This window comes from Acinetobacter sp. YH12236, assembly GCF_013417645.1.
In the GTDB taxonomy this organism is placed as follows: Bacteria; Pseudomonadota; Gammaproteobacteria; order Pseudomonadales; family Moraxellaceae; genus Acinetobacter.
Genome location: NZ_VPDM01000044.1, coordinates 1 through 20,005, shown reverse-complemented (window position 1 = coordinate 20,005; position 20,005 = coordinate 1). Strand labels below are relative to the sequence as shown.

General features: G+C 43.9%; 15 protein-coding genes, 1 tRNA gene and 1 pseudogene. 16 read left to right on the top strand and 1 reads right to left on the bottom strand.

Annotation, left to right across the window (positions count from 1 at the left end):
* The 11 genes and pseudogenes from FTV14_RS14380 to FTV14_RS14330 all read left to right on the top strand — a co-directional run.
* Window positions 1-224: pseudogene (locus tag FTV14_RS14380) on the top strand (elongation factor Tu); the annotation flags it as partial.
* A 46-nt stretch (window positions 225-270) separates the two neighbouring features.
* Window positions 271-346, top strand: a tRNA-Trp gene (locus FTV14_RS14375).
* 76 nt (window positions 347-422) lie between these two features.
* Window positions 423-863 (top strand): preprotein translocase subunit SecE, encoded by a 441-nt coding sequence (gene secE / locus FTV14_RS14370; RefSeq protein ID WP_180054075.1) that lies wholly within the window; start codon window positions 423-425, stop codon window positions 861-863.
* Window positions 864-870: 7 nt separating this feature from the next.
* Complete coding sequence (nusG, locus tag FTV14_RS14365; protein WP_005232530.1) at window positions 871-1,404, top strand: transcription termination/antitermination protein NusG; 534 nt, start codon at window positions 871-873, stop codon at window positions 1,402-1,404.
* Between the two features lie 117 nt (window positions 1,405-1,521).
* Window positions 1,522-1,950, top strand: coding sequence for a 50S ribosomal protein L11 (gene rplK / locus FTV14_RS14360; protein ID WP_004781668.1), 429 nt, complete (start codon window positions 1,522-1,524; stop codon window positions 1,948-1,950).
* Window positions 1,951-1,953: 3 nt separating this feature from the next.
* On the top strand, window positions 1,954-2,649 hold the full coding sequence (gene rplA, locus FTV14_RS14355) for a 50S ribosomal protein L1 (RefSeq protein ID WP_004781669.1): 696 nt from the start codon (window positions 1,954-1,956) through the stop codon (window positions 2,647-2,649).
* A gap of 306 nt (window positions 2,650-2,955) precedes the next feature.
* Window positions 2,956-3,462 (top strand): 50S ribosomal protein L10, encoded by a 507-nt coding sequence (rplJ, locus tag FTV14_RS14350; RefSeq protein WP_004781671.1) that lies wholly within the window; start codon window positions 2,956-2,958, stop codon window positions 3,460-3,462.
* Between the two features lie 48 nt (window positions 3,463-3,510).
* Window positions 3,511-3,879 carry a 50S ribosomal protein L7/L12 gene (rplL, locus tag FTV14_RS14345; RefSeq protein WP_159123444.1) on the top strand — a complete coding sequence of 123 codons (369 nt, stop codon included), beginning with the start codon at window positions 3,511-3,513 and terminating at the stop codon, window positions 3,877-3,879.
* A 308-nt stretch (window positions 3,880-4,187) separates the two neighbouring features.
* Window positions 4,188-8,276 (top strand): DNA-directed RNA polymerase subunit beta, encoded by a 4,089-nt coding sequence (rpoB, locus tag FTV14_RS14340; protein ID WP_004781674.1) that lies wholly within the window; start codon window positions 4,188-4,190, stop codon window positions 8,274-8,276.
* A 157-nt stretch (window positions 8,277-8,433) separates the two neighbouring features.
* The gene (rpoC, locus tag FTV14_RS14335) at window positions 8,434-12,633 is read left to right on the top strand and encodes a DNA-directed RNA polymerase subunit beta' (protein ID WP_004781676.1); all 4,200 of its coding nucleotides are present in this window, start codon (window positions 8,434-8,436) and stop codon (window positions 12,631-12,633) included.
* A gap of 259 nt (window positions 12,634-12,892) precedes the next feature.
* A complete protein-coding gene (locus FTV14_RS14330) occupies window positions 12,893-13,258 on the top strand; it encodes a DNA transfer protein p32 (protein ID WP_034170980.1) in 366 nt (121 codons plus the stop codon).
* 67 nt (window positions 13,259-13,325) lie between these two features.
* Here FTV14_RS14330 and FTV14_RS14325 read toward each other — a convergent pair whose 3' ends face one another.
* Complete coding sequence (locus FTV14_RS14325; RefSeq protein ID WP_159123442.1) at window positions 13,326-13,820, bottom strand: DUF4442 domain-containing protein; 495 nt, start codon at window positions 13,818-13,820, stop codon at window positions 13,326-13,328.
* A 117-nt stretch (window positions 13,821-13,937) separates the two neighbouring features.
* Here FTV14_RS14325 and FTV14_RS14320 point away from each other — a divergent pair, with 117 nt between their 5' ends.
* The 5 genes from FTV14_RS14320 (at window position 13,938) to htpG (ending at window position 19,848) form a co-directional block, all read left to right on the top strand.
* Complete coding sequence (locus FTV14_RS14320) at window positions 13,938-14,819, top strand: alpha/beta fold hydrolase (protein ID WP_180054074.1); 882 nt, start codon at window positions 13,938-13,940, stop codon at window positions 14,817-14,819.
* Window positions 14,820-14,917: 98 nt separating this feature from the next.
* Window positions 14,918-16,285 carry a Na+/H+ antiporter family protein gene (locus FTV14_RS14315; protein WP_159123440.1) on the top strand — a complete coding sequence of 456 codons (1,368 nt, stop codon included), beginning with the start codon at window positions 14,918-14,920 and terminating at the stop codon, window positions 16,283-16,285.
* Window positions 16,286-16,618: 333 nt separating this feature from the next.
* Window positions 16,619-17,254, top strand: a complete 636-nt coding sequence (locus FTV14_RS14310) for an OmpW family protein (protein WP_034706934.1) — start codon at window positions 16,619-16,621, stop codon at window positions 17,252-17,254.
* A 175-nt stretch (window positions 17,255-17,429) separates the two neighbouring features.
* A complete protein-coding gene (locus FTV14_RS14305; RefSeq protein ID WP_034170983.1) occupies window positions 17,430-17,774 on the top strand; it encodes a lysozyme inhibitor LprI family protein in 345 nt (114 codons plus the stop codon).
* 154 nt (window positions 17,775-17,928) lie between these two features.
* On the top strand, window positions 17,929-19,848 hold the full coding sequence (gene htpG / locus FTV14_RS14300; RefSeq protein WP_180025230.1) for a molecular chaperone HtpG: 1,920 nt from the start codon (window positions 17,929-17,931) through the stop codon (window positions 19,846-19,848).
* The last annotated feature ends 157 nt before the right edge of the window (window positions 19,849-20,005 follow it).

Below are 20,005 nucleotides of genomic sequence, written 5' to 3'. Positions count from 1 at the left end.
CTCCATTCCTTAACGGTTACCGTCCACAGTTCTACTTCCGTACAACTGACGTAACTGGCGCGATTTCTTTGAAAGAAGGCGTTGAAATGGTTATGCCTGGTGACAACGTAGAAATGTCAGTAGAACTGATCCACCCAATCGCAATGGACCCAGGTCTACGTTTTGCGATCCGTGAGGGTGGTCGTACAGTTGGTGCTGGTGTAGTTGCTAAAGTAACTGCATAATCATAGAATAGAAAATAAGCTGGAGTTTCGGCTCCAGTTTATCTACAGGCCAGTAGTTCAATTGGTAGAGCGTCGGTCTCCAAAACCGAATGTTGGGGGTTCGAGTCCCTCCTGGCCTGCCAAGTTTTTTTCAAAAGACGCTTGATGTCGGCAAAACTGGTCATATAATAAGTCGCGAAACCTACGACGAGTACAAAAATGTCGAATGATAAATCACGCGACGCATTAAGCGAAGCGGCAATTCCTCAAAGAAATAATCCTGCTGTAGATGTAAGTTCTGGTTCTCCATTAGACATTGTTCTATGGGTTATCGCCTTGATTTTATTGGTCGGTGCTATGATGGTAAACCAATATTTACCTGCATACTGGGCGCCTGCGAATGATATTTGGGTGCGCGTTGGGGTAATTTTGGCTTGTATCGTTGTGGCATTCGGTTTATTATACGCCACCCATCAAGGCAAAGGCTTTGTTCGTCTTCTTAAGGATGCACGAATCGAGTTACGTCGAGTGACCTGGCCTACCAAACAAGAGACTGTGACCACATCTTGGCAAGTACTTGTTGTAGTCGTAATTGCATCCATCTTATTGTGGTGTTTTGACTATATTTTAGGCTGGTTAATGAAGTTTATTATCGGGTAAGAGAGCTATGAAACGTTGGTACATTATTCATGCCTATTCAGGTTATGAAAAACAAGTGATGCGTTCGCTTAATGATCGAATCCAGCGTAGCGCTGTTGCCGATAGCTTTGGTGAAGTCCTTGTTCCTACCGAAGAAGTGGTAGAAATGAAGGATGGCAAGAAGCGTAAATCAGAGCGTAAGTTCTTTCCTGGCTATGTATTAGTCGAAATGGAAATGAACGATGACACTTGGCACATCGTGAAAGAGTGTCCAAAAGTGCTTGGTTTTATTGGTGGTACGGCTGAAAAACCGGCTCCAATTACGCAAAAAGAAGCTGATGCAATCCTTGCACGTGTACGCAATACTGGTGAAGCACCGCGTCCTAAGACCATGTTTGAACCAGGCGAAGAATTACTCGTAATTGACGGTCCATTTACTGACTTTAAAGGTGTGGTGGAAGAAGTGCTTTACGACAAGTCACGCTTAACGCTGACGATTAACGTATTTAACCGACCAACTCAGGTTGAACTGGAATTTCGCCAAGTCGAAAAAACAGTTTAATTTGTTCGGGTTGAAAACGCCTGATTTGCGTGCAAATCAGGCATTGTTGTTGTAACGGTATCGTTACTTGAAATCATTGGGGAGCCTAACGGCGTTTGCACCCAGAGGTAATTTGAAATGGCTAAGAAGATTGACGGCTATATCAAGCTGCAAGTTCCAGCTGGTAAAGCGAATCCATCTCCACCGATTGGTCCTGCACTAGGTCAACGTGGTGTTAACATCATGGCATTCTGTAAAGAATTCAATGCTGCTACACAAAAAGTTGAAGCTGGTCTACCAATTCCAGTCGTGATCACTGTGTACAACGACAAGTCGTTCACATTCATCATGAAAACTCCACCTGCTGCTGTTCTTCTTAAGAAAGCTGCTGGTATCCAAAAGGGTTCTTCTGTACCTAACAAAACTAAAGTTGGTAAGTTGACTCGTGCTCAATTGGAAGAAATCGCGACTACTAAAGAACCAGACTTAACTGGTGCTGATTTAGACGCGCGTGTACGTACCATCGCTGGTTCTGCACGTTCTATGGGCTTGGAAGTGGAGCTATAAGACATGGCAAAGTTAACTAAACGTCAAAAAGCCATTGCTGCTGCTGTAGAAGCACAGAAAGTTTACACTTTAGAAGAAGCTGTAGAAGTTCTTACTAGCCTTCCAGCTGCGAAATTCAAAGAATCTTTGGACATCGCTGTAAACCTGGGTGTTGACCCTCGTAAATCTGATCAGGTTGTTCGTGGCGCGACTACTCTTCCTGCAGGTACTGGTAAAACTGTACGCGTAGCTGTATTTGCTCAAGGCGCTGCTGCTGAAGCTGCGAAAGAAGCTGGTGCAGACGTTGTTGGTTTCGACGATCTTGCTGAAAGCATCCAAGGCGGAAACCTTGACTTCGACGTAGTGATTGCTGCTCCTGATGCAATGCGCGTTGTTGGTAAACTGGGTACGATTCTTGGTCCACGTGGCTTAATGCCAAACCCTAAAGTTGGTACTGTAACTCCTGACGTTGCGACTGCAGTTAAAAATGCAAAAGCTGGTCAAGCGCGTTACCGTGTAGACAAAGCAGGTATTATCCACGCTGCGATCGGTCAAGTAGGTTTCTCTGCTGAAGCTGTTCGTCAAAACGTTGAAGCTCTTGTAGCTGACCTCAAGAAAGCAAAACCTGCTACTTCTAAAGGTGTTTACATTCAAAAGATCACTCTAAGCTCTACTATGGGTCCTGGTCTGATCGTTGATGTAGCAAACGTTTCTAAATAAGTTATAAACTTATACAGAATTTTAAAGCCCTGAGTAAGTTTTAAAGCACTGCTTTAAAACTTACGCAAGAAGAAACTGGTTTCGGACTACTTGCGAACTTAGGCAGACTTTGAATTGATAAATGTAAATTTATCAGCGTCAAAGACCTCAGGCGAGGGGAGTTTTATGCTTTCCTCTTAATACTCCAGCCTGCGTAGACGCGGTGGTGTGATTTGTTCATCCTCCGCGTGTGATTTCAGAGATGAATTCACGAATTGGGAGTGTGCTTGTGATCAGGCACATAAATCACCGTTAGGAGGTTTTACAATGGCTCTTCTTATTGAAGGCAAAAAACAGATCGTAGCTGAAGTAAGTGAAATTGCTTCTACTGCATTTGCCGCTGTTGTTGCTGACTACCAAGGTTTAACAGTTGAGCAATTAACTGCTCTTCGTGTTGAAGCTCGTAAACTAGGTGTTAAAACACGTATCGTGCGTAACACTCTGGCTAAACGCGCTCTTCAAGATACTCAATTCAATATCTTGAACGACAGCCTTGTTGGCCCAACAATCTTAGCTTTCTCGACTTCTGAAGACGACATGGGTGCAGCTGCACGCTTGTTCGAAGAATTCGCAAAAACTAACAAAGCATTCGAACTTAAAGCTGCTGCATTTGATGGCAAAGTTTACGAAGGTGCTGAAGTTAGCGTAATCGCGAACCTTCCGAACCAAGAAAAAGCGCTTACTATGCTTGCAAACGTTCTTCAAGCTCCTATTTCGAAATTGGGTCGCCTTATTACTGCGCTCAAAGAGAAAAACGAGTCAGAAGCTGCATAAGCTTAAATTTATTTCCACACCATTCAATTTCCATTTGGAGTTATTCTCATGGCTTTAACTAACGAAGAAATCCTAAACGCAGTTGCAGAAAAAACTGTTCTTGAACTTGTTGAACTAATCTCTGCTTTCGAAGAGAAATTCAACGTATCTGCTGCTGCTGTTGCTGTTGCTGCTGCTCCTGGCGCTGCTGCTGCTGCTGAAGAGCAATCAGAATTCAACGTTGAGTTGACTTCTTTCGGTGGTAACAAAGTTGCTGTAATTAAAGCAGTTCGTGAAGCTACTGGTCTTGGCTTGAAAGAAGCTAAAGACATGGTTGAAGGCGCACCTACAGTTCTTAAAGAAGGCGTTTCTAAAGAAGAAGGCGAAGAGCTTAAGAAAAAACTTGAAGAAGCTGGTGCTACAGTTACTCTTAAGTAATTTCTTAAAGGAGCCGGTTTTTTTATAATCGGCTCCAAAAATTGGCTGATGGCTCTTGGGTCATCAGCCTTTTTGCGTTACAATAATCGGCTCGATTTTTGTTTGCATGAGATATTATTCATACAAATTAAAAATAAACATAATGAACAAACGCTTACCAATATTTTTCATTAAAAAAATATTGTTAAGCGTTTTAATACCACTAAAAATTGCAGCATTTGTAAAGAGTGGTGGCCATATCGGCCAGCGTAATTCCTTCTGAGCCCGTTCTGCAGGCGGGCTTGGTTTACACTTTCCGAGGACTCCAGATGGCATACTCATATACCGAAAAGAAACGGATCCGTAAGAATTTTGGTAAATTGCCTAGCGTCATGGATGCTCCGTACCTGCTCGCGATTCAAGTCGACTCGTACAGAACATTCTTACAAGATGGCAAATCACCAAAAAACCGCGAAGATATCGGTCTCCAAGCCGCATTTCGTTCAGTTTTTCCTATTGAAAGTTATTCTGGCAATGCTGCTTTAGAATTCGTTGAGTATAGTCTTGGTAAGCCTGAGTTTGATGTACGCGAATGTATCCTTCGTGGCTCAACTTATGCAGCACCAATGCGCGTAAAAATTCGTTTGATCCTGAAAGATCGCGAAACTAAATCAATCAAAGACGTACGTGAACAAGAAGTCTACATGGGCGAAATGCCGCTTATGACAGACAACGGTACTTTCGTCATTAACGGTACCGAGCGTGTAATCGTATCGCAATTGCACCGTTCACCGGGCGTATTCTTTGACCACGATAAAGGCAAAACTCACTCAAGCGGTAAAGTCCTTTATTCAGCTCGTATCATTCCTTACCGTGGTTCATGGTTAGACTTTGAATTCGATGCCAAAGACCTGGTCTACGTACGTATTGACCGTCGTCGTAAATTGCTTGCGACTGTGGTGCTTCGTGCGCTGGGTTATGCCAACGAACAAATTCTCGACATGTTCTACGAGAAAGTACCTGTGTATCTGGACATGGGTAGCTACCAGATTGACCTTGTTCCAGAGCGCCTGCGCGGCGAAATGGCACAGTTCGACATTGCTGACAAAGACGGCAAAGTCATTGTTGAACAAGGTAAACGTATTAACGCACGTCATGTACGTCAAATGGAAGCATCTGGTCTTGAGAAGCTTTCTGTTCCTGATGAATACCTGTACGAACGTATCACTGCTGAAGACATCCCACTGAAAGATGGTGATGTGATTGCAGCCAATACTGTTCTAAGCCATGAAATTATGGTGAAAATTGCAGAAGGCGGCGTGAAACAGTTCAACATCCTGTTCACTAACGATATCGACCGTGGTCCATTCATTGCGGATACATTACGTGCTGATACCACAGTAAGCCGTGATGAAGCACTTGTAGAAATCTACAAAGTCATGCGTCCAGGTGAGCCACCAACAAAAGAAGCTGCTGAGAACCTGTTCAACAACCTGTTCTTCTCTTCTGAGCGTTATGATCTGTCTCCAGTCGGCCGTATGAAGTTTAACCGTCGTTTGGGTCGTCCTTACGAAGTGGGTACTGATCAGAAGTCACGCGAAGTTGAAGGCATTCTCTCGAATGAAGATATCACTGATGTATTAAAAACATTAGTAGAAATCCGTAACGGTAAAGGTGAAGTCGACGATATCGACCACTTGGGTAACCGTCGTGTTCGTTCTGTGGGTGAAATGACTGAGAACCAATTCCGTGTAGGTCTGGTTCGTGTAGAACGTGCTGTTAAAGAACGTTTGTCTCAAGCTGAAACTGATAATCTGTCTCCGCAAGACCTGATCAATGCGAAGCCAGTGGCTGCTGCAATCAAAGAATTCTTTGGTTCAAGCCAGTTGTCTCAGTTCATGGACCAAAACAATCCGTTGTCTGAAATTACACACAAGCGTCGTGTATCAGCACTTGGGCCTGGTGGTTTGACTCGTGAACGTGCGGGCTTCGAAGTACGTGACGTACATCAAACTCACTATGGTCGTGTATGTCCAATTGAGACTCCTGAGGGTCCAAACATTGGTTTGATCAACTCTCTGTCTGTTTACGCCAAATGTAACAACTTCGGTTTCCTGGAAACTCCATACCGTAAAGTGGTTGATGGCCGCGTAACTGATGACGTTGAATACCTGTCTGCGATTGAAGAAGTAGGTACTGTGATTGCACAGGCCGACTCTGCAGTAGATAAAGACGGCAACCTGTCTGAAGAATTCGTTTCTGTACGTCACCAAGGTGAATTCGTACGTATGCCTCCTGAAAAAGTGACGCATATGGACGTATCTGCTCAACAGGTTGTATCTGTAGCAGCATCACTGATTCCGTTCCTTGAGCACGATGACGCCAACCGTGCATTGATGGGTTCGAACATGCAACGTCAGGCTGTTCCTACGTTAATCGCTGACAAACCACTGGTTGGTACCGGTATGGAAGCGAACGTAGCACATGACTCTGGTGTATGTGTAATCGCGAAACGTGGTGGTCGTATTGAATTTGTTGACGCTTCGCGTGTCGTGATTCGTGTCAACGAAGACGAAATGGTTGCAGGCGAAGCAGGTGTAGATATCTATAACCTGATCAAATACACACGTTCTAACCAGAACACTTGTATCAACCAGAAAGTTCTTGTGAACCTGGGCGATAAAGTAGGTCGTGGCGACGTTCTGGCTGACGGTCCATCAACTGATGGTGGTGAGCTAGCATTGGGTCAAAACATGCGTGTAGCGTTCATGACTTGGAACGGTTACAACTACGAAGACTCGATCTTGTTATCTGAGCGTGTTCTTCAAGAAGACCGTTTAACGTCTATTCACATCCAGGAACTTTCATGTGTTGCACGTGATACCAAACTGGGTGCTGAAGAAATTACTGCCGATATCCCGAACGTGGGTGAAGCAGCGCTTTCTAAACTGGACGAGTCAGGTATCGTTTACATCGGTGCTGAAGTGACCGCGGGTGACATCCTGGTAGGTAAAGTAACGCCTAAAGGTGAAACTCAGTTAACTCCTGAAGAAAAACTGCTTCGTGCAATCTTCGGTGAAAAAGCGGCTGACGTAAAAGACTCTTCTTTACGTGTTCCATCGGGTACTAAAGGTACTGTGATCGACGTTCAAGTGTTTACACGTGACGGTCTTGAGAAAGACGAACGTGCTCAGGCAATTGAAAAAGCTCAGCTGGATGCTTACCGTAAAGACTTGAAAGAAGAATACAAAATCTTCGAAGAAGCAGCACGCGAACGTATTGTCCGTCTGTTGAAAGGTCAGGAATCTAACGGTGGCGGTACTACTAAACGCGGTGACAAACTGTCTGAAGAATTGTTATCTGGTTTAGAGCTGGTTGATCTGCTTGATATCCAACCAAGTGATGAAGCAATTGCTGAACGTTTAACTCAAATTCAAGTGTTCTTAAAAGAGAAGAGCCTTGAAATTGATGAGAAATTTGCTGAGAAAAAACGCAAACTTTCTACAGGTGACGAACTGACAACTGGCGTATTGAAAGTTGTTAAGGTTTACCTGGCCGTTAAACGTCGTATCCAGCCTGGTGATAAGATGGCGGGTCGTCACGGTAACAAGGGTGTAGTTTCTAACATCCTGCCTGTTGAAGACATGCCGCACGATGCCAATGGTGTACCAGTAGATATCGTACTGAACCCGCTCGGTGTACCATCACGTATGAACGTCGGTCAGATTCTGGAAACTCACTTGGGTATGGCTGCTAAAGGTCTTGGCGATCAAATCGATAAGATGCTGAAAGAACAGCGTACAGTTCTTGAACTGCGTGATTTCCTAGACAAGATTTATAATAAGGTTGGCGGTCAGCAAGAAGATCTTGACAGCCTGACTGATGAAGAAATCTTGAAACTGTCTGGTAACTTGCGTAAAGGTGTTCCTCTGGCAACTCCAGTATTTGATGGTGCTGAAGAAGGTCAGATCAAAGAATTACTTGAGCTTGCTGGCTTGTCACGTACGGGTCAAACTGTATTGTATGATGGCCGTACTGGTGAACGTTTTGACCGTCCTGTAACTGTAGGTTACATGTACATGCTGAAACTGAACCACTTGGTTGACGACAAGATGCATGCGCGTTCTACTGGTTCTTACTCTCTAGTAACGCAACAGCCGCTTGGTGGTAAAGCACAATTCGGTGGTCAGCGTTTCGGTGAGATGGAAGTCTGGGCACTGGAAGCATACGGTGCAGCATATACGCTTCAAGAAATGCTTACTGTGAAGTCGGATGACGTTGAAGGCCGTACCCGTATCTATAAGAACATTGTAGATGGTAACCATTATATGGACCCAGGTATGCCTGAATCGTTCAACGTATTGACCAAAGAGATCCGTTCTTTAGGTATCAACATTGAACTGAAAAATGGTGACTAAGAAATCTCCCCCGACCCCTCTTTAAGAAAAAGGGGAGAAAGTCCCCCTTTATAAAGGGGGATTTAGGGGGATTTTTGAGATTCCCGAATTTCAGTAAAAAACAATATTTGTGACCCAGTCGGGAAGTGAAAATCTCCTCGACACACGGAGAAAAAAATTGAAAGACTTGCTCGATATCATGCGCAAAAAGACGGATTCCGACGGTCATGCTCCAGTAGAGTTTGATCGCATCCGTATTGGTCTTGCGTCACCAGAAATGATTAAGTCGTGGTCTCATGGTGAAGTTAAAAAGCCAGAAACCATTAACTACCGTACGTTCAAACCAGAACGTGACGGTTTATTCTGTGCCAAAATCTTTGGTCCAGTAAAAGATTACGAATGCTTGTGTGGTAAATACAAGCGTATGAAATACAAAGGCGTCATTTGTGAAAAATGTGGCGTTGAAGTAACAACTGCGAAAGTTCGTCGTGAGCGTATGGGTCACATCGAACTAGCTTCTCCAGTTGCACACATCTGGTTCCTGAAATCACTGCCTAGCCGTATTGGTCTTCTTTTAGACATGACGCTACGTGATATCGAACGCGTATTGTATTTCGAATCTTATGTTGTAACTGACCCAGGTATGACTCCATTTGAGAAATACCAACTTCTTAACGATGAAGAATATTTCAATGCGTTAGAAGAACACGGTGATGAATTCACTGCGAAAATGGGTGCAGAAGCGGTTCAAGACTTGCTTAAAGATATCGATCTTGAAGCTGAAATTGCGCGTCTTCGTGAAGAAATTCCAAACACAACTTCAGAAACTAAGCTTAAAAAAGCCTCTAAGCGTCTGAAATTGATGGAAGCATTCAACGATTCGAATAACAAGCCAGAATGGATGGTGATGAACGTACTTCCTGTACTTCCACCAGATCTTCGTCCGCTTGTACCACTTGAAGGTGGTCGTTTCGCGACTTCTGATTTGAACGACCTTTACCGTCGTGTGATCAACCGTAACAACCGTTTAAAACGTCTTCTTGACCTTGCGGCTCCAGACATCATCGTACGTAACGAAAAACGTATGTTACAAGAGTCTGTAGACGCATTGCTGGATAACGGTCGTCGTGGTCGTGCAATTACAGGTTCTAACAAACGTCCGCTTAAATCTTTGGCAGATATGATCAAAGGTAAACAAGGTCGTTTCCGTCAGAACTTGTTGGGTAAACGTGTCGATTACTCTGGTCGTTCGGTAATTACCGTAGGTCCAAGCCTGCGTTTACACCAATGTGGTCTTCCTAAGAAAATGGCGCTTGAACTGTTCAAGCCATTCATCTTTGCGAAGCTGCAAGCATCTGGTCAAGCAACAACCATTAAAGCTGCGAAGAAAATGGTTGAACGTGAAACTCCAGAAGTTTGGGATGTTCTTGCCTCTGTGATTCGTCAGCATCCAGTAATGTTGAACCGTGCGCCGACCCTTCACCGTCTAGGTCTTCAAGCATTTGAACCTATTCTGATTGAAGGTAAAGCGATCCGTCTTCACCCGCTCGTATGTGCTGCGTTCAACGCCGACTTCGATGGTGACCAAATGGCGGTACACGTACCATTAACACTTGAAGCTCAGTTAGAAGCTCGTGCGTTAATGATGTCGACCAACAACATTCTGTCTCCAGCGAACGGTGAGCCAATCATCGTACCGTCTCAGGATGTTGTCTTGGGTCTTTACTACATCACTCGTGATGCGGTAAATGCCAAAGGTGAAGGCATGGTGTTTGCGGACACTGACGAAGTGAACCGTGCGCTTGCGACTGGTCAGGTGGATATGCACGCTCGCGTGAAAGCACGTGTACACCAAACCGTGATCAACGAAAACGGCGAACGTGAACAGCAAACGATTATCGTAGATACAACTCCTGGTCGCTGTCTGCTTTGGGAAGTTGTGCCTGAAGGTATGGACTTCCAGCAAATTAACGTTGAGATGACTAAAAAGAACATCTCTAAGTTAATCAACTCTTGCTACCGTAAACTGGGTCTGAAAGACACTGTTATCTTCGCTGACCAATTGATGTACCTTGGCTTCCGTCAAGCGACTCGTTCTGGTGTTTCTGTAGGTATGGAAGACATGGTCATTCCACCACAAAAACAAGCGATTATCGGGAAAGCCGAAGCTGAAGTTCGTGAAATTGAACAACAGTTCGAACAAGGTTTCGTAACTGCCGGCGAACGTTATAACAAAGTGGTCGATATCTGGGCGCGTACTAACGACCAGGTAGCGAAAGCGATGATGGACAACTTGTCATTCACAACTGTTAAGAACAAACAGGGTGAAGACGAGAAACAGAAATCATTCAACAGCATCTACATGATGTCTGACTCTGGTGCCCGTGGTTCCGCAGCTCAGATTCGTCAGTTGGCTGGTATGCGTGGTCTGATGGCGAAACCGGATGGTTCGATCATTGAGACACCAATTAAAGCGAACTTCCGTGAAGGTCTGACAGTACTTCAGTACTTCATTTCAACACACGGTGCGCGTAAAGGTTTGGCCGATACAGCACTGAAAACAGCGAACTCTGGTTACCTGACTCGTCGTTTGGTAGACGTTGCGCAAGACTTGGTTATCACTGAGCCGGATTGTGGTACGTTGTCTGGTCTTGTCATGACTCCGTTCATTCAAGGCGGCGACGTGATCGAGAACCTGGGTACTCGAGTACTGGGTCGTGTAGTTGCTGAAGATGTGAAACGTGCGGGTACTGAAGAAGTTATTCTGCCGCGTAACACATTGATCGATGAAAAACTTGCAAACTACCTGGAAGAGCAAGGTGTCGATGAAGTTAAAGTACGTTCAGTCGTATCTTGTGAATCTACTTTCGGTGTTTGTGCGAAATGTTACGGTCGTGACCTTGCACGCGGTCACTTGGTAAACCCAGGTGAATCTGTGGGTGTTATGGCTGCTCAGTCAATTGGTGAGCCGGGTACACAGTTAACCATGCGTACCTTCCACGTAGGTGGTGCTGCGAGCCGAACTTCTGCTGCAAACAGCGTACAAGTTCGTAATAAAGGTACTGTACGTTTCCATAACGTAAAAACTGTACAACATGCCAAAGGTCACTTGGTATCAACTTCACGTTCAGGTGAAATCGGTATTGCAGATGACTTAGGCCGTGAACGTGAACGTTACAAACTGCCATATGGTGCGTCTATCTTGCTGAAAGATGGTGAAGCTGTAGAAGCAGGCGGTATCGTAGCGACTTGGGATCCGCATACACATCCACTGGTTACAGAAGTAGCTGGTAAAGTTCGCTTCAGCCAGATTGCTGATGGTGTAACTGCAACATCGAAAACTGATGATGCAACTGGTATGACCACTGTTGAAATCTTGCCTGTAACAGCACGTCCTGCTTCTGGTAAAGATTTACGTCCAGCTGTTGTGCTTGACACAGTAGACGGCGGTGAACAGTTCTACTTCTTGCCACAAAACACCATTCTTTCTGTCCGTGATGGCGAAACAATTGGTGTGGGTGACGTAATTGGTCGTGTACCACAAGAATCTTCACGTACTCGTGATATTACCGGTGGTCTGCCACGTGTTGCTGACTTGTTCGAAGCACGTAAACCGAAAGAACACGCAATCCTTGCAGAAGTGTCAGGTGTTGTAAGCTTCGGTAAAGAGACTAAAGGTAAAAACCGTCTGGTCATTACTCCAGATGACGGTTCAGAGATTTACGAAGAGCTGATTCCGAAATGGCGTACCATTAACGTGTTCGAAGGCGAACATGTGAACCGTGGTGAAACTATTTCTGATGGTCCACAGAACCCGCATGACATCTTACGTCTGAAAGGTGAAGTGGCGTTGACCAACTACATCGTGAACGAAGTTCAGGACGTTTACCGTCTGCAAGGTGTAAAAATCAACGATAAACACATCGAAGTGATCGTACGTCAAATGCTGCGTAAAGTGGACATCACTGACGGTGGCGATACAAGCTTCATCAAAGGTGAACAAGTGGATTACATCCGTGTGATGCAAGAGAACCAAGCTGTTCTTGCGCAGAACAAGTTCCCTGCGAAGTTTGAACGTCAATTGATGGGTATTACCAAAGCGTCGCTTTCTACTGACTCGTTCATCTCTGCTGCATCGTTCCAGGAAACTACTCGTGTGTTAACTGAAGCGGCTGTAACAGGTAAAGAAGATGATCTACGCGGTCTGAAAGAAAACGTAGTTGTAGGTCGTCTGATCCCAGCGGGTACAGGTCTGGCTTACCACTTAGAGCGTCGTCGTCAAGAAGCAGAAGCTGCAGAATTTGAACTGCACAATGACTTCTCCGATGTAGACCAAGCGTTGAGCCAAGCATTCAGCGATGAATTTAACGGTCTGTAATTAGCCGCTAAATCATTTTAAAAAGCCACCTTCGGGTGGCTTTTTTATTTCTCAAATTATATATATTTATATCGCTAGAAAAGGTCAGATTGTCTGGAAGTTACTTGTCCTAAATATAGATAAATCATCAGCAAAACATGATCTTTCATGCGCTCTTTACAAAATAAATCATGAGGGTTTCAAGATTTAACATCTTGTTATGAATCGCTCCTTAAAATCAGGTTAATCTTAAGTCAAAGCACGAAGGAAGGCCAAGATCATGAAAAAGTTAATGAGCGTAATGGCTGTTGCAACTATCTCCACTTTTATGTTGGCAGGCTGTGAAAATATGTCTGCTAAAGATCAGCGTATTGGCGCAGCTGCGCTCGGTGGTGCAGTGGGTGGTGGTGTAGGTAACAGAGTAGGTGGTGGTGTTGGTGCAGCAGTTGGCGGTGGTGCCGGTGCAGCAGTCGGTAGTAAAGCTCAAGGTGGTTCAAACCGTAATGCGACCTATAGTGGTGTCGGTGGTGCTGTAGGTTCTGCAGTGGGTAAAAGCATCTTTGGCGGTACAGGTGGGGCTGCAATTGGTGGTGCCATCGGTGGTGGTGCTGGTGCAGCGATCGAACAGAATAACCGTCGTCGTTAATCGACAGAACTATCCTCCAGATCGATTTAAAAGCGCCTCAATGGCGCTTTTAGTTTATTCAATTTCGTTATTTAGCTTCTCGAGGCTTGCCTTTGCTCTGTTTAAGGCGGATATAAACGGTCTTTTGTACCTCAGCGATACGCACACCGGAATCATCATAAATATTAAGCTGATACTGGCGATAAACCGGACTATGGTTAGCTGCCAGTTCTTTTACTGTTTGTACTTCCTGCTTGGAAATCCGGATGTCAGCATAGACTGTTCCGCGTCCTGGCGCCAGAAACTGAATGGTAGAGCTTTTATCCCAAACAATGTATTTCGGACCAAGATGATGCATCAGCAATAACATATAAAAAGGGTCGACCATGGAATACAGGCTGCCACCAAAATGTACTCCCACAATATTCTGATTCTTGCGAGTCAGTGGCATTTTCACGCGAACGTGATAATTGGCAAAGTCCATTTCATCAATGACAATGCCTGCTCCACGATAAGGGGCATAGCGATTCAGGATAAATTTGGATAATAAAGGCAGTTGCTGAATTTTTCGTAATAGGCTCATGCGGATATTCTTTTTTCTGGTCTTGTATGCATACTAGAACAACAAAAATAAGCTGGCATTGATAAATCGTGCCTATTTCAACAATAAAAGAGTCAATCAGCGAATAAGGATACATCTATGCAAAGACATAGCCAGTGGGTAGATACCAGCGATCATCAACGTCTCTATGTGAAAACCTGGGGTGAGCCTGAGCGACCGGCTTTGGTGCTGGTTCATGGTTATCCTGACCATCAGGATGTTTGGGAAGCGGTAATTTCTCACCTCGTTCAGGATTATTTTGTGGTGACCTATGATGTGCGCGGAGCAGGAGACTCCAGCGTTCCCAAGAAAATTCGGGATTATCGTCTGGAACGTCTGTGTGCAGATTTAGAGCAAGTGGTCGATCAGGTCTTGCCAGGACGAGCTTTCCACCTTGCAGCTCATGACTGGGGGTCAATCCAGGCTTGGGAAGCAGTCACCGAACCTAAATTTAAAGGCCGGATTTTGTCTTTTAGCACCATGTCAGGTCCATGTCTGGATCATGCTGCTTTCTGGATGCGTGAACAGTTTAAACAGTATAAGGCCAAGTTTTTTAAACAGATGACCAAGTCTTGGTATATCGCGGTATTCCAGCTACCTTTTATAGCACCTACAGCATGGAATTTCTTTAATGCAGAACGTTGGGGCAAAATGATCAGTCAGCTGGAACAGCAGGATAATCTGCCGCTAAACCAGAATATTGTCAAAGACGGCAAATATGGCGTCAATCTGTATCGGGCGAACTTTCTACCACGTTTATCTCGACCTAGACAGCGTTTTGCGATCTGTCCGGTACAGGCAATTGTGCTCAAAAAGGACCAGTTTGTTGGCCCGGATCTGATTGATGAAATGTCAAAATGGGTGGAAGATTTTTCCCGGGTAGAACTGAATGCCAATCACTGGGCTATCCTAAGCCAGCCGGAACAGGTGGCTCATCTGATTCATAATTTTATTCAGCAGAAATTAACAGCGACCATCTGATACGGAGATTGGGAACGTGACTCGGCAAGGGATAAGTGGAAGAATTTTTATCCGGATTTTCTGATAAAATAGCCGTTTTCTCTCATTCCCAATTCATTATGTTCGCAATTCTTGCTGCTATTGGAGTCATGTTTGGACTCTCATTGGCACGTGTACCTGTGGTTTTTGCCCTGGTCATTGGTGCTGTTACGGGTGGTTTGCTGGCAGGTCTTGGCCTCCAGGGAACTTTAGACGCATTTAACAATGGTCTGGGCGGTGGCGCTAAAATTGCCTTGGCCTATGGCATCCTGGGTGCCTTTGCTTTGGCCTTGGCACGTTCCGGTTTGCCTGACTTGCTGGCCTATAAAATGATCACCACTTTAAAAGGTGAGGCATCAGAAAAGGCACAGAACAAGGTTAAATATCTGATCTTCTGTACCGTCGCATTGGCTGCCGTTTTCTCGCAAAACGTGATTCCAGTGCACATCGCCTTTATTCCGGTTCTGATTCCACCGTTATTGCTGGTATTTAACCATCTGAAGCTGGATCGCCGTTTGGTGGCCTGTCTGCTGACCTTTGGTCTGGTGGGAACATATATGCTGGTTCCAGTCGGTTTTGGTGCCATCTTCCTGAATGATATTCTGGGCCATAACATCAATACCTTTGGTAAACCTTATGGCTTTGAGATTACTTATGACCAGATTCCCGCTGCGATGGCAATTCCGGTCTCAGGTATGTTCGTGGGTTTGCTGGTGGCCATGTTTATCAGCTACCGTAAGCCACGTCTTTATAAAGATATCCATGTGGAACAGCAGCAAAGTATCTCTGCTGAACTGGGTGTAGAACAAAAATCAGCGAAACCGCAAATTGCCAAACTGACCATCTGGATGGCAGCGATCGCGGTGATTGCAACTCTTGTGGTACAGCTCTATTCAGATTCCATGATTCTTGCCGGTCTGGTCGGTGTCGCAATCTTGAGTTGTGCCGGAATCTTTAAATGGAAAGAAGCAGATGATGTGATCATCACCGGTATGCGTATGATGGCCCTGGTTGGCTTTATCATGATTGCCGCGCAAGGTTTTGCTGCCGTGATTGAGGCAACAGGACAGGTTCCTGCGCTGGTTGAAGCGTCGGTTGACTGGATTGGTAATAGCCAGGCACTTGCCGCCTTTTTAATGTTGTTGATTGGTCTGCTGATTACTCTGGGTATCGGTTCATCATTCTCTACCATTCCGATTCTGGCGATTATTTATGTACCGCTCTGTATTCAATTTGGTTTTAGTCCTGCAGCAACTATTGCGATCATTGGGACTGCGGCTGCTTTGGGCGATGCCGGTTCTCCAGCATCAGATTCAACTTTAGGCCCAACATCCGGTCTGAATATGGATGGTCAGCATGACCATATGAAGGATAGTGTGGTTCCAACCTTCATTCATTTTAATATTCCGCTTATCATTTTTGGCTGGATTGCAGCCATGGTTCTGTAAGTTCATTTTAATCTGCTCTGATATAAATCGGAGCAGATTTGCCTAGATTTAAAATAAATTATAAGATGTATTTAAAATATATATTTAAATAAAAAATTAATATAAACCTGATTATTTTACTCTGAATATTATTATATTAACCTGATTAATTTACTGGGTATTTAAAACCAACCAATATGGTCAATTTAAAATAAATATATAATAATTACATATACTTAAATAATAAATAAAATTTATTTTTATAATCTCTATTGCATAATAATTTAAGCCATGTTTATTATTAATTAAGAAATATTTTCTTAATAATTATTCTTCCCTTGGGGGTATTTTAAAATGTTAAAGCAAGTAGCTCTTATTGCATTAATGGGTCTTTCAGCATCTGCGATGGCAGGGCAATGGCAAGTGAAAGTGGGGGCTTCTGTATTAGCGCCTACTCAGGAAACTGACCTGATTCCTGGTGTAGTTGAAGATGCTAAAGCAAGTAGCGAACTCAATTTTACTCCTTCAGTCGAATATTTCTTCAATGACAATATTTCAGCCGAATTATTATTGGCTACCCCATTTAAACATGATGTTGAGATGGCAGGTGATGTGAAAATTGCATCATTAAAACATCTACCACCAACGATTACAGCCAAATATAATTTTAAAAATTCAAGCCGCTTTACTCCATATATCGGTGTAGGTGCTACAGTATTCATTCCATGGGATGAAGAATTTAGCCAAACTGCAAAAGACGCATTAGGTGTAGCAAAGCTTGATGCAGATGTTGCTTATGGGGTAGCTGGCCAAGTCGGCTTTAACTTCCAGCCAGCGGATGCAAAAAACTGGGGTGTCTTTGTTGATGCACGTTATGCAGACTTAGATACAGATCTGGAAGCAAAGACTGCTGATGGGACAAAAATTAATTTAGGTGAATTTGGAATCGATCCTTGGGTTTATACGATCGGTTATAGCTATAAATTCTAAGCTCCAATTTTTTGGTTCATTTTTTCCAAAAGCCTCATCCTGAATGGGGCTTTTTTTCAAAATAACAACGATTTATAACGTATTGAAATTGAGCAGATTGGCAATACTCAAATATATTAAAATGAATAAAGTAAATATTAATTGAATACGACTTAATAATAAGGAAGATCAAAGCATGAGTTTTTTGTCGAAGAGTCTTTTGATCTTCAGCACGCTGTTTATTTCACAGAGTTATGCTGCCAGTTTTAATTGTCAGAAAGCGACAACCGCGACTGAGAAAACAATTTGTGAACATCGTTTGCTGAATGACGCTGATGTCAAAATGAGTACCAGCTATAACATCTTGCGCCGTATGGTGCCGATGGGAACACGTTCGGTGATTCAACGCGATCAGGTGAAATGGCTACAATTTCGTGACCGCTGTCAGGAATCTGTATCCTGCTTGAGTCAGGTCTATAATATGCGTCAGCAGCAGCTGGATCTGCATTTTGATCGTATCTATAAGATGGGACCTTATTAAGTCTTATCCATCCCATCAATTAAACTGATAAAAATGAAAGCCATAAAAATATTTTTTGCGAAAAAATTATTTTAAGGCTATTGAAAATTATTGAACTCACTCCATTCATATAGGCAACAGTTAACATCTGTATCTAAAATAATAGGAGTGATTCATGAGCGATTTAAGCGTACAAAAACACAGTTTCCAGGCTGAGGTAGCGCAGTTACTGCACCTTGTGACCCATTCGCTTTATTCAAATCCTGAAATTTTCCTGCGTGAATTAATTTCTAATGCTTCAGATGCGTGTGACAAATTACGTTTTGAAGGGATCAACCATCCTGAATATTATGAAAATGATCCTGACCTCCGCGTACGTGTCAGCCTCGATCCAGAAAATAAAACTATTACCATTTCAGATAACGGGATCGGTTTAAGCCAGCAAGAAGCCATTGAAAATTTGGGGACAATTGCCAAATCTGGTACCAAAGACTTTATGTCAAAACTGACGGGTGATCAGAAAGCTGATGCTCAGCTGATTGGCCAGTTTGGTGTCGGTTTCTACTCAGGCTTTATTGTGGCAGACAAGATTACCGTAGAATCACGCCGTGCCGGTACAGATGCCTCAGAAGGGGTGCGCTGGATCAGTGGCGGTACCGGTGAATTTGAAGTTGAACAGATCACCAAAGAAGGCCGTGGTACTGATATTATTCTGCATCTGCGTGAAGATGCGCTGGATTATCTGCAAAGCTATAAAGTCAAACAGATCATCAATAAATACTCAGATCACATCAGCTTGCCAATCCAGATGCAAAAAGAAGTCTGGCAGGAAGAAGAAGCTGCTGAAGGGGAAACACCAAAAGGCGGTCAATATGTGAAGACCGATGAGTGGGAAGCGATTAACTCGGCCAGCGCATTGTGGACTCGGAATAAATCTGAGATTACTGAAGAGCAATATACCGAATTCTATAAAAACCTGACTCATGATTTTGCTGCACCATTGGCTTGGGCGCATAACCGTGTTGAAGGTAGTACTGAATACACCCAACTGCTTTATATCCCAAGCAAGGCACCACAGGATATTTTTACCCGTGAAGCCAAAGCTGGCATCAAGCTGTATGTGAAACGTGTCTTCATTATGGATGATGCGGATAACCTGATTCCAAACTATCTGCGCTTTGTACAGGGCGTGGTAGACAGTGCCGATCTGCCATTGAACGTGAGCCGTGAATTGCTGCAGGAAAGCCGTGATGTGAAAACCATCCGTGAAGGCAATACCCGCCGTATTCTGACCACTTTGGATAATCTGGCAAAATCTGAAGATGAAAAAGATCAGGAAAACTTCAAAACTTTCTACCGCGAATTTGGTGCGGTGCTGAAAGAAGGTTTAGGTGAAGATTTCGGTAACCGCGAACGTATCTTGAAACTGCTGCGCTATGCAACTTCAACCAATGATGAAGTAAGCACTTCATTGGCGGACTATAAAGCACGCATGAAGGAAGGCCAGAAAGCGATTTACTACATTACCGCTGAAAGCCTGAATGCTGCGAAAAACTCACCACAACTGGAAGTGTTCAAGAAAAAAGGCATTGAAGTATTGCTGATGTCAGAACGCGTCGATGAATGGGCCATGAACTTCGTGCATGAGTTTGATGGTACGCCATTGCAAAATGTGTCTAAGGGTGCAGTCGACCTAGGTGATCTGCAAGATGCAGAAGAGAAAAAAGCACTGGAAGCTGCTGCTGAACAGTTCAAACCTGTGGTTGAAAAGCTGACAGATTCTTTGAAAGACAAAACCAAAGAAGTACGTGTAACGACTCGTCTGGTTGATTCACCAGCCTGTCTGGTCACAGGGGAAGGGGAGCTTTCTCCACAACTGATCCGTATGCTGAAAGATGCAGGTCAGCCTGTACCGGATGTGAAGCCGATTCTGGAGATTAACCCGGAACATCCATTGGTGAAAAAACTGGAAGGTTCTGCCCAGTTTGATGATCTGGCCAATGTGATCTTTGATCAGGCAATGATTGCAGAAGGTGGTCTACCAGAAAATCCGGCTGAGTATGTAAAACGTATTAACAGTCTATTGTTGGGTTAATTTTTATATTTCAAAAATCCCTCTACGGAGTAATGCCAGTCAGTTAAGCAGACATTAGAAAAATGTAGTAAAAATGAGTGTATGCCAATACGCTCATTTTTTTATGACTTTATCTGAAAATTTAGATTGTACTCTTCAACATTCTCTACCTTCACTT